This window comes from Paraburkholderia fynbosensis, assembly GCF_902859935.1.
GTDB lineage: Bacteria > Pseudomonadota > Gammaproteobacteria > Burkholderiales > Burkholderiaceae > Paraburkholderia > Paraburkholderia fynbosensis.
The window spans coordinates 93089-104998 of sequence record NZ_CADIKI010000025.1 but is presented as its reverse complement, the minus strand read 5'-3'; the positions used below and the strand labels follow the sequence as shown (position 1 = coordinate 104998).

General features: G+C 65.8%; 4 protein-coding genes. All 4 read right to left on the bottom strand.

Going from position 1 to position 11910, the window contains the following annotated elements; all coding sequences use genetic code 11:
- Nucleotides 1-126: 126 nt before the first annotated feature.
- The 4 genes from glgX to HV770_RS31970 all read right to left on the bottom strand — a co-directional run bounded on the left by glgX (nucleotide 127) and on the right by HV770_RS31970 (nucleotide 11583).
- Complete coding sequence (gene glgX, locus HV770_RS31985) at nucleotides 127-2346, bottom strand: glycogen debranching protein GlgX (protein WP_175165500.1); 2220 nt, start codon at nucleotides 2344-2346, stop codon at nucleotides 127-129.
- Nucleotides 2347-2463: 117 nt separating this feature from the next.
- The gene (gene glgB, locus HV770_RS31980; protein WP_175165499.1) at nucleotides 2464-4674 is read right to left on the bottom strand and encodes a 1,4-alpha-glucan branching protein GlgB; all 2211 of its coding nucleotides are present in this window, start codon (nucleotides 4672-4674) and stop codon (nucleotides 2464-2466) included.
- The gene (treS, locus tag HV770_RS31975) at nucleotides 4667-8134 is read right to left on the bottom strand and encodes a maltose alpha-D-glucosyltransferase (protein WP_175165498.1); all 3468 of its coding nucleotides are present in this window, start codon (nucleotides 8132-8134) and stop codon (nucleotides 4667-4669) included. Before treS ends, glgB begins: the two co-directional genes overlap by 8 nt.
- Nucleotides 8131-11583 (bottom strand): maltotransferase domain-containing protein, encoded by a 3453-nt coding sequence (locus HV770_RS31970; protein ID WP_175165497.1) that lies wholly within the window; start codon nucleotides 11581-11583, stop codon nucleotides 8131-8133. The genes treS and HV770_RS31970 overlap by 4 nt, the downstream gene beginning before the upstream one ends.
- Nucleotides 11584-11910 lie beyond the last annotated feature (327 nt).

The following is an 11910-nucleotide window of genomic DNA, read 5'->3' as shown; positions in this document are numbered from 1 at the left end:
GTGTGGCGCATGGCGTCGTGCGCGCGGAGCGCGTTCGCAAAACCGCACGCGTGACCGAGCGTGCCGTCCTGCTTGCTGTTCGTGCCGCGATGCGGCTGCCATCGCGTCGTTACTCAACTGCCGGCGTCAAGTGCTCGGCGACGTGTCGCTGCTGGGCGCATGCGCGCCCGGATCGGGCGGCAATGCCGTCAGGAGCCGCGGCCCATGTTGCACCCCGGCTTTCCAACCCGCCTGCCAATCCGCCTCGCCGACCGGTTGCGCGGCCAGCATCACGAGCCCGTGCGCGGCCACCTCGACCTCGGCCACCGCCAGCCGATGCGGCGCGCTATCCGGCTCTGCAGTGTCTAGCAGCACGTGCCATTCCAGATGAGGAGCGGGTGGCTGAAACCGCAGTGTTTCCTCGTTCGCGTTGAGCATCATCAACAATACTTCGGTTTCGCCATTCAAACCTGGTCCCGCACGACGTAATGTGAATGCGCGGCCTTCGGGGTCCTGCCACGCTTCGATGGTGAGCGGATCGCCGTGCTCGTCGAACCAGCCGACATCGAACAGGCCCGGCAATACTTCGCGGTCGCCGAACAGAAACCGCGTTTCGCGCAGCAACGGATGATGCTTGCGCAACGCGATCACGCGCGCGACGAAGTCGGTCATCTGGCGGCCGTCCGCCGACGCCGCGCGCTCCCAATCGAGCCACGATATTTCGTTGTCCTGGCAGTACGCATTGTTATTGCCGTTCTGCGTGCGCAGCGATTCGTCGCCGGCCAGCACCATCGGCGTGCCGAGCGCCATCAGCACCGTGGCGATCAGCGAGCGCGCCACGCGTTTGCGCATGCCGAGAACCACGGGGTCGTCGGTCGGCCCCTCCGCGCCCCAGTTGCGGCTGCAATTCTCGTTGTGGCCATCGTTGTTGTCTTCGCCATTCGCTTCGTTGTGCTTCTGCTCGTAGGCGGTGAGGTCCGCTAGGGTGAAGCCGTCGTGCGACGTGACGAAGTTGATCGACGCCCACGGTTTCCTGAAGCGCCGGTTGAAGAGGTCGGCCGACCCGGTCAGACGCGCGGCGAGATCGGGGCGCAAGCCAGCGTCGCCGCGCCAGAAACGGCGCACGGTGTCGCGAAAACGATCGTTCCATTCGCCGAAGCCAGGGGGATGGTTGCCGAGCTGATAGCCGCCGGGGCCGATGTCCCACGGCTCGGAAATCAGCTTGCGCTGCGACAGGATCGGGTCCTGGCGCAGCGCGTCGAAAAATCCCGAGCCGGGATCGAAGCCGTGCTGCTCGCGCCCGAGCGTCACGCCGAGATCGAAGCGAAAGCCGTCGATATTGAATGCCGTCGACCAGTAGCGCAGCGAGTCCATCACCATCTGCAGCACGCGCGGATGCGGCAGGTTCATCGTGTCGCCGCAACCGGTGTCGTTGATGTGGTGGCGCTCGTCGCCTGGAATCAGGCGGTAGTAGCTGGCATTGTCGAGGCCGCGCCACGACACGGTTGGGCCCATCTCGTTGCCTTCGCAGGTGTGGTTATAGACCACGTCGAGAATCACCTCGATGCCGGCCGCGTGCAACTGGCGCACGGCAATGCGCATTTCGTCGAGCCGGTGTGTGCTCAGATACGAGGGCTCAGGCGCGAAGAACGCGGCGCTGTTGTAGCCCCAGTAGTTGCGCAGGCCGCGCTCCACGAGGAAGCGATCGTTGAGAAACGCGTGGACCGGCAGCAGCTCGACCGCGGTCACGCCGAGCTTCAGCAGATGCTCGATGAACTCCGGCGACGCCAGCGCCGCGAACGTGCCGCGTTCGTGCTGACGCAGCTCGGCGCGCAGCATCGACGCGCCGCGCACATGCGTTTCGTAGATGATGGTTTCGCCCCACGGCACGTTCGGGCGCTTGTCGTGCGACCAGTCGAACGCCTCGTCGATCACGACGCATTTCGGCATGGCCGGCGCCGAATCGCGCCGGTCGATGGAAAGGTCGGCGCGATTCGAGTGCACGCGATAACCGAACAGCGCATCCGACCAGCGAAATTGCCCGACCAGTTTGCGCGCATACGGATCGAGCAGCAGCTTGTGCGGGTTGAAGCGATGTCCGTGGTGCGGCTGATACGGCCCATGCGCGCGAAAGCCGTAGGCAGTGCCCGGATGCGCATTCGGCAGGTAGCCGTGCCAGACTTCGTCGGTACATTCGGGCATGGTGAAACGACGGATTTCCTTGCGGCCGGTGGGATCGAACAGGCAGAGCTCGATTTTTTGCGCATTCGCCGAGAACACTGCAAAGTTGACGCCGAGGCCATCCCAACTTGCGCCGAGCGGATACGGCGAGCCCGGCAGAAGCCGGTCGGGCATTGCATGCGACATGATTCCCCTTTTTCTGTTCTGATTTATGAACGCCGGCCTGGGTCTTCATGCAACGGGCGCGCGGCGCAAGCGGGTGCAACACCCACACACGCCGCGCGCCCGCTTAAGGCAGGTCGATCACTCGGCGCGCAACACGATCGTCGCGAGCGGCGGCAAGACGAGCGAAGCGGAATGCGGCCAGCCGTGGCTGGCGATCGCGTCGGTATGAATCAGCCCGCCGTTGCCCATGTTCGAACCGCCGTAGACGCCGGCATCCGTGTTCAGCACTTCCGCCCAGCGTCCCTCGCGTGGCATGCCGAGACGATAGCCGACGCGCGGCACGGGCGTCATGTTGCACACCACCACGAGCTCATGGCCCGCGCCGTCGGTGCGCCGGTAGGCGAACACGCTGTTGCCGCTGTCGTCGCCGATCAGCCAGCCGAAGCCGCCCGGTTCGCTGTCCAGCAGATGCAGCGCGGACTCGTTGCGGTACAGGTGGTTCAGATCGCGCACCAGCAATTGCACGCCGTGATGGTGCGGATCGTCGAGCAGATGCCAATGCGGCGACGTGTCGTGATCGAACTCCGCCAACTGGCCGAATTCGCCGCCCATGAACAGCAGCTTCTTGCCCGGATGCGTCCACATGAAGCCGAAGTACGCGCGCAGGTTGGCGAACTTCTGCCACCTGTCGCCGGGCATCTTGCCGAGCAGCGAGCCTTTGCCGTGCACCACTTCGTCGTGCGACAGCGGCAGCACGAAGCGCTCCGAATATGCGTACACCATCCCGAACGTCATGTTGTGGTGATGGTATTGGCGATAGACCGGATCTTCGTGCATGTAGTGCAGCGTGTCGTGCATCCAGCCCATGTTCCACTTGAACTGGAAGCCGAGGCCGCCGTCTTCGACGCGCGCCGTCACGCCCGGCCACGCGGTCGATTCCTCGGCGATCGTGATCGCGCCGGGCACGCCGGGCACGTAGCCGACTTCGTGATTGAGACGCTTGAGAAACGCAATCGATTCGAGATTCTCGCGGCCGCCGTAAATGTTCGGCACCCACTCGTCGGCCGCGCGCGAATAGTCGCGATACAGCATCGAGGCCACCGCATCCACGCGCAAGCCGTCGACGTGATAGCGCTTTAACCACGCGAGGCCCGACGCGACCAGGAACGCGCTGACCTCGTTGCGGCCGAGGTTGTAGATCATCGTGTTCCAGTCCTGGTGATAGCCTTCGCGCGGATCGGCGTGCTCGTAGAGCGGCGTGCCGTCGAAGTCGATCAGGCCATGAGCGTCGTTCGGAAAGTGCGCGGGCACCCAGTCGAGAATCACGCCGAGTCCGGCTTCGTGCGCGCGGTCGACGAAGCGCGCGAACTGCTCGGGCTTGCCGAAGCGCGCGGACGGCGCGAACTGTCCGAGCGGCTGATAACCCCACGAGCCGCCGAACGGATGTTCCGCGATCGGCATGAACTCCACATGCGTGAAGCCCATGCTCTTCACGTAGGGGACCAGCCGCTCCGCTAGTTCGTCCCAATCGAGGCCGCGTTGACCTTCTTCGGCGATACGCAGCCACGACTCCGCGTGCACCTCGTAGATCGAGAGCGGCGCGCGCGCGGTCTGCTTTTCGGCCCGCGACTGAATCCACGCGTGATCGGTCCACGGAAACTGTTCGACCTCGTCGACATGTGCGACCACCGACGCCGTGCCTGGCGGTTTTTCCGTTTGCATCGCGCACGGATCGGCCTTCAGCGGCAGCGGATGGCCGTCGCGCGACAGCAGCTCGTATTTGTAGCGCGTGCCCGCGCCGACACGCGGCACGAACAACTCCCACACGCCCGCCTGATGACGCAAGCGCATCGGATGACGGCGTCCGTCCCACGCGTTGAAGTCGCCGACCACCGACACGCGCCGCGCATTCGGCGCCCACACGGCGAAGCGCACGCCGGGCACGCCGTCCACTTCCATCGGCCGCGCGCCGAGGCATTCGAGCACCGCGTACGGGTCGCCGTGGGCGAGGCGGCCCAGCGGCTCGTCGCCGAGCACCGGGCCGAACGAGTAGGTGTCCTCGACTTCCTGCACCACGCCGTGCCAGTCGATCCGCAAGCGGTACGGCGCCGCCGACGTGACGCGGCCGGCGAATAGCCCGGGTCGCAACTGTTCGAGCTCGCCGAGGATCGCACCGTCGGCGCGCGCAATCACGGTGACGTGCGCAGCATTCGGCAACAGCGCACGCACGACCGGGCCCGCATCCGTGGAATGCAGCCCGAGCTGCGAGAACGGATCGGGGTGGCGTGCTTCGACGAGCGCGTCGATGTCGAGCGGTTGGAGGCCAGCGGCCGGATCATGCTCACTCATAATCGCCCTCGGCCGGAGTAGGCGGTGTGGCGGCGCCTGGCGCCTGGGTGGATGGGTCGTGATGAACGGGGGTGCCGGTATCGCCGAGCAGACGGCTCGTGAGCGCGGCGAGACCACGTACGGGCAAGCTGAGCCACGTCGGGCGGTTGGCCGCCTCGTAGCGGATTTCGTAGGCGGCTTTCTCGATCAGGAACAGATCGAGCAACGCCTGTTCGGCCTCGGGCGCCACCAGCGGGGTGGGGGCATCCGCGACCGCCGCGCGGTACTGGACGAGGAAGGCGTCGGTCGCATGCGCGCGGAAGCGGTCGAACAGCGCACGCTTGCGATCCGCGGTCTGCTGCGGCGCGGCTTCCGTGGTGGATTGCGCCGCCGCGCTCGCATACGACAACGAGCGCATCAAACCCGCGACGTCGCGCAGCGGACTCGATTTCTGACGACGCTCCTCGAGCGAACGCGCGGGCTCCCCTTCGAAGTCGATCAGATACGCGTCGCCCTGGGCCACCAGCACCTGGCCCAGGTGGAAGTCGCCGTGAATGCGAATGCACAAAGCGCCCGCGTCGGCGGAGACCAGTTTGCCGACTGCTTCGACGAGCGCGGTGCGGCGGTCGATCAGACTCTGCGCCAATGCCTTGGTGTCCGGATCGCTCATCTGCTCGATGCGCGGCGCGAGCAGATCGAGCGCGGCGGCGAGCATCGTCTGGGTGCCGTCGACCCATGCCTTCAGCTGCGCGGCGTCGGCCGGTTCCGGCGCGAACGCCGGGTCGTCGGTCGGCGACGCGAGCGCGACGTGCAGCTCACCGAGCCGTCTGCCGATGATGCCGGCCAGCTCACTATAGCCTTCCAGCAAAATCAGCTCGTTGGCGCGGTCCGGCGCCGTCTGCGCTTCCGTATCGAAGACGATCGCAAGTTCGTCCACCGAACGGCGCAGATGGTCGAGCGACCAGTTCCACGCATCGCCCTGATTGTCGATGAAGCCTTGCAGGATCGCGAGCGTATGCGGCACGCCCTCGGGATCGACGCGCACCACTTCGCCATACAGCGGCGCGGTGTTGGCGTAGCCGATTTGGGTCAGATAGCGGCTGATTTCCGCTTCCGGATGAATCCCGCTGACGAGCCGGCGTACCAGCTTGAGCACGGCCGCGTCGGCGATGATCAGCGAGCTGTTGCTCTGCTCGGCCGCGAGCCAGCGAATCTCCGGCCGATCGCCGAGGCTGTCCAGTTCGGCGAAACGTTCAGTGGGCAGGAACCTGATCTCGCTCTTCTGCACCGTCGGTACCACCGCGCGTTCGCGCAGCTTGCGCATCACGTTGTGCGCGAAGATCGGCAGCGCGAACGCGTCCGTCAGATGACCGACGTTGCGGCCGCGCCGCACGCGCGCCAACGCGAGTTGCATGAAGAGCGGCGTGGTGGTTTCGCCGCCCCACGTGATCGCGATCGGCACGACGTAGCGTTCGGTGTGGTCGCCCACGTCCACTTCGATTTCGGTGAACGCGAAGCCGCCGTTCGGAATCGTGGTCAACGCGGCCAGCCGCACCGCGTGCATCTTCTGATCCTTCGACGCGAACCAGCGGCGCCGGGACAGCCATGACGGCAGCACTTCCGATTCAAGCAGGCGCACGTTCTCCGGCGTCGGGCCGGCCTGGCCTTCGCGGATCACGATCGTGACGAACTCCGGCAGCGGCTCGGAATGCGCCTGCGCCCACGTCGGCCGCTGGCCGCCCGGACACAGCATGAACCACAGGAAGCCGTACGGCGGGAAGGTCAGCAGATAGGTCAGCTGGCCGATCGCGGGGAACACGGAGTCTGCGGTCATTTCGATCGGCACCGCGCCGTTGAACTCGGACAGATCGAGTTCGACCGCTTGCGGCGCGCGCGACAGATTCGCTACGCAGAGGATCGCCGGCTCGCCCGGTATTTCGCGCAGATACGCGAGGATCTTGCGATTTTCCGGCTTCAGGAAACGGATCGTGCCGCGCCCGAAGGTCTGCTTCGCGCGCCGCGTGGCAAGCATGCGGCGCGTCCAGTTCAGCAGCGAATGCGGATCGCGGCTTTGCGCCTCGACGTTGATCGCGTCGAAGCCGTACAGCGAACCCATCACCGGCGGCAGCACCAGTTGTTCCGGATCGGCGCGCGAAAAACCGCCGTTGCGGTCCGACGACCATTGCATCGGCGTGCGCACGCCGTCGCGGTCGCCGAGGTGGATGTTGTCGCCCATCCCGAGTTCGTCGCCGTAATAGATCACGGGCGTGCCGGGCATCGACAGCAGCAGCGAATTGATCAACTCGATGCGGCGGCGGTCGCGCTCCATCAACGGCGCGAGCCGGCGGCGAATGCCGAGATTCAGGCGCGCGCGACGGTCGCTCGCATAGGTGTTCCACAAATAGTCGCGCTCGGAATCGGTGACCATTTCCAGCGTCAGTTCGTCGTGATTGCGCAGGAAGATCGCCCACTGGTTCGACGCGGCGAGGTCCGGCGTTTGCCGCATGATGTCGGTGATCGGGAAGCGGTCCTCGCTCGCGATCGACATATAGATGCGCGGCATCAGCGGGAAGTGAAAGGCCATGTGGCATTCGTCTTCGTCGCCGAAATACTCTTTCACGTCTTCCGGCCACTGGTTCGCCTCGGCGAGCAGCATCCGGTTCGGATATTCGGCGTCGATGGTCGCGCGGATCTTCTTCAGCACCGCGTGCGTTTCCGGCAGGTTCTCGTTGTTGGTGCCTTCGCGCTCGACCAGATACGGCACCGCGTCGAGCCGCAGCCCGTCGATGCCCATGTCGAGCCAGAACCGCATCACCTGCAGCACTTCCTTGAGCACCGCCGGATTGTCGAAGTTCAGATCGGGCTGGTGCGAATAAAAGCGGTGCCAGTAGTAGGCGCCCGCGACCGGATCATGAGTCCAGTTCGACGGCTCCGAGTCGATGAAGATGATCCGCGTTTCCTGGTACTTCTGATCGGTATCGGACCACACGTAGTAGTTGCGATGATTCGAACCGGGCTTTGCGCGGCGCGCGCGCTGAAACCATGGGTGCTGGTCCGACGTGTGGTTGATCACGAGCTCGGTGATCACGCGGATGCCGCGTGCGTGCGCTTCCTGGATGAAGCGCTTCACGTCCGAAATCTGGCCGTAGTCGGGATGCACGTTGCGGTAATCGGCGATGTCGTAGCCGTCGTCACGCCGTGGCGATGGATAGAACGGCAGCAGCCAGATCGCGTTCACGCCGAGTTCGGCGATGTAGTCGAGCTTCGCGATCAAACCGGGGAAGTCGCCCACGCCGTCGTTGTTCGCATCGAAGAACGACTTGATGTGCACCTGGTAGATGATCGCGTCCTTGTACCAGAGCGGATCGTCGCTCAGGGCCGCGGGTTTGCCGCGCCGATGCGAGCGCGGCCGGGCCGTGTTGGCCGGGGCCGTGCCGACGGGCGCCTGCACCGTGGATTGGGCTGGGTCGTCACGCTTCATATCGCACCTTCCGTTGAGGTTGGGTTGCCAGCGTCTGCGTGATGGGCGCTGTCGGAGTCGCTGTCGGCTTCATCCGGGCGTTCGGCGGGCAGGCCGCCGAGCGGCGCGATGCGCCAGATCGAAAACGGCTGGCCCGGGCCGAGTCGCACGTGCTGCCAGCGGCCATGCCATTCGAAGCGCGCGCCGGTCATCTGATCGGTGACTTCGAGCGCGCCGTGATCGGGCAGATGCCAGCGCTGGAACGTGTCCCACGACAGTTCGATGTCCGCGCCCTGTTCGTTGAACGCATCGAGGTTGATCGCGACGACGATCACGTTGTCGCGTGCCTCGGTCGCTTTCTCGAACAGCAGGATGTGGTCGTTGTGCGCGGTGAGGAATGTCAGGCCGAGATGCGTTTGCAGCGCCGGGTTGGCGCGGCGAATCCGGTTCAACGCGGTGATCTCGCCGGTGATGTTGCCGGGCCGGTTCCAGTCCCATGCGCGCAACTGGTACTTCTCGGAGTCGAGATACTCCTCGCTGTTCGGCAGCGCGGCGGCTTCGCACAACTCGAAGCCGCTATACACGCCCCACAGGCCCGCCAGCGTCGACGCGAGCGCCGCGCGAATCAGAAAGCCCGAACGTCCCTGCGATTGCAGATGCCGGGGGTTGATGTCCGGCGTATTGACGAAGAAATTCGGCCGGTAAAAATCGCGCGCATCGGTGCGCGTGAGTTCGTTCATGTACTCGGTGAAGTCGCGCTTCGATTCGCGCCACGTGAAGTATGTGTACGACTGCGAGAAGCCGATCTTGCCGAGCCGGTTCATCATGCGCGGACGCGTGAACGCTTCGGCAAGGAAGATCGTGTCGGGATAGCGCGCGCGCACGTCGCCGATCATCCATTCCCAGAACGGCAGCGGCTTGGTGTGCGGATTGTCGACGCGGAAAATCTTCACGCCCGCTTCGATCCAGAACAGGATCACGTCGCGCAGCGCTAGCCACAGGCCGGGCTTGGCATCGTGCGCGTAGAAGTCGGGATTGACGATGTCCTGATACTTCTTCGGCGGATTTTCCGCGTAACGCAAGGTGCCGTCCGGACGCCATGCGAACCACGTCGGATGCTCCTTGAGCCAGGGGTGATCCGGCGAGCACTGGATCGCGAAGTCGAGCGCGATTTCGAGGCCGTGCGCGTGCGCGGCGGCGAGCATCGCCTTGAAGTCGTCGAGCGTGCCCAGTTGCGGATGCACGGCCGTATGGCCGCCTTCGGCCGCGCCGATCGCATACGGACTGCCGACGTCGTCCGGCTGTGCCGTCAGCGTGTTGTTGCGGCCTTTGCGGTTCGCAAGGCCGATCGGGTGAATCGGCGGGAAATACAGCACGTCGAAACCCATCTCGCGGATGCGCGGCAGTTTCGTCGTGACGTCGGCGAAGGTGCCGTGGCGCGATTCGTCGTCGCTCATCGAGCGCGGGAAGATCTCGTACCAGCTCGCGAAGCACGCGGCGGTGCGGTCCGCGTCGATCTTGTAGATCACCGGATCGCGACTCAGGAACGGCCGGTGGCGCGCGGCCGTCATCGCCTTCGCGGTGCTCGGCGCGAGAATCAGCGCGAGCTTCGTCTCGACGTCGGCCTTGGCGAAGAGCTTGACGATGTGTTCGAGCGGCTCCTTCGCCGCGCCTTCGGTCGTCTCCACTTCGGCAAGCACCAGTGCGAACAGGTGAGCGGCTTCGTCGAGTTCGAGCTCGACGGTCTGGCCCGCCTTCAGCTTCTTCTGGATGTGCTCGACGAGCGACGCGAAGTCGTCGCGCCACGCGATCACCGTGAACTCGTGGCGGCCCAGCCGTTCGAGCGGAATGCGCGCTTTCCAGATGTCGAGGCCCGCGGGCTGCGCCGGGGCCATTAGCACTTCGTGCCAGGCGGTTTCGTCGGCGGCGCGCCAGATCACGGCGGCGGCGATCTTGTCGTGACCTTCGGCGAAGATCGCGGCGCTGATTTCGGCGCGCTCGCCCACCGTGCGCTTGGCGGGAAAGCGGCCGTGGTCGACCGAAGGCGTGACGCTCTCGATCGCCACGCGCGGCGCGTCGAGCGCTTCGAGCACGGTCTTGCGGCCGCTGCGCTTGCTGTTCGCCTTGTCGATGGGCGGCGCGAGGCGGATCGGCTTTTCGCTTACCGCGCGGAACAGGCGCACGGCGCCGGGCGCGAGCGTGAAGGGCGTCAAACCGGCGGGTTCGACGTGTCCCGGCGTATCCAGCGGCACGAAGCGCGTGAAATTGCCCGGCACGCCGGCGAGGAAGCGTGCCGGATCGACGCGCAGCGGTGCGCCGAGTTCGGGATTGACGGCGATCAGGACCGCTTCGGCGGCGTCGCGCAGGTCCGGCTGGTCGGCGCGCAGCAGCAGGGCAGCGGGTGCGCCGGGCCCGCTCAGCGGGCGCAATTCACCATTGGCGTGCAGCGTCTTCGTCGTGCGCGCAAGTTCGTTCGCGCGCGTGACCCGTTCGGTGAGATCGAATTTCTTCGCTTGCACGGCGAGCGCGAATTGCGAAGCGTCGCCGCGCGTTTGCGACATCGGCTCCGTGACGCCGTATTCGAAACCCATCGGCATCATCCAGCCGGTGCCGAGCGCGGCCGACGTGAAGAGCGCGCGCCGGTACGCCCGTTCGACGATTGCGGCGTCGTGGACGTCGCTCAGCTCGGCGGCAAGCCGCGTGCCGTACGGCGCCTCGGGGAAGGCAATCGGTCCGCCGGCGCGCGCGAGCACCGCGTGCTCCTCGACCATCCAGCTCGAGCGGAAGTCCCACCAGCGCACCGACGAAAACACGCTGTCGAAGCCCGCGTCGGCGAGGCCTAGCAGATCGCCGCGGGCGAGACCCGGCGTCGCGGCGAGCAGACGCACGTCGGGATGCTTGGCGCGCAGCGCATCGCCGAGTTGCCGCCAGACGGCCGCCGGCACGCGATGCGGCGAATCGAACCGGAAGCCGCCCACGCCCGCGTCGGCGAGCGTCAGCAACTGTTGCGTCCACCAGTCGGCCAGCGCGGCACGGCTGCCCGCGTCGCCGAAGTTCGCATACGCGACGTTGTCCTCGCGATGCACGTGGCGCGGATCGAGCCGCGCCTCCTCGGACTCGAATGGATGGAACCAGTCGGCATGTTCAGCGTACAGCGCGCCATCTGCGGCCATCCGGTCGATCACCAGATCGGCCAGCAGCGTCAGGCCGTTCTGGCGGGCGGCGTCCGCGAGCGTGCGGATCGCGTCGGTGGCGGGCCGGTCGGCCTCGAACACCGGATGCAGCCGGGCGTGGTTGCCGACCACCTGTCCGTGGCCGGCCTGCCCGGGCTCGAAGAGACTGCCGATTAGCGCGTGATCGAAGCCGAGCGCGGCTGCGTGAGCGAACTGCGCAGGCCATGCATCGAGCGGCCCAACCAGCAGTGAATGAAAAAAGTAAATCCGCGGCGCGTACCCGTTTGGAGATTCCATCGGTCGTTTCCAGATTCGTCCTGCTGCGTTGTGGATGCAAGTGGCATGCGATCACAGCGCTCATTGGGCTTCCAGAGCCGGATGCCGCGCGGTGCAAAAGCGAGGGCGCGTACTGGTCAATGTAGTGCAAAGATCGTCACGCCGCTGGCCAGTCGAGGGTGCTTTGACGCCAGACGCGGGTCGCATGAGGCTGGTCAGAACTATTGGGAGGACCGAGCAAACGATGTGCCAGTCGGCGCAGGGTGGGACCGAGGGGTGGGGTTTCGCGCGCCCGGAAGGAAGGCGCGCCGACGAACAGGACGCGACGAAAGCGTCCCAACACGCGCT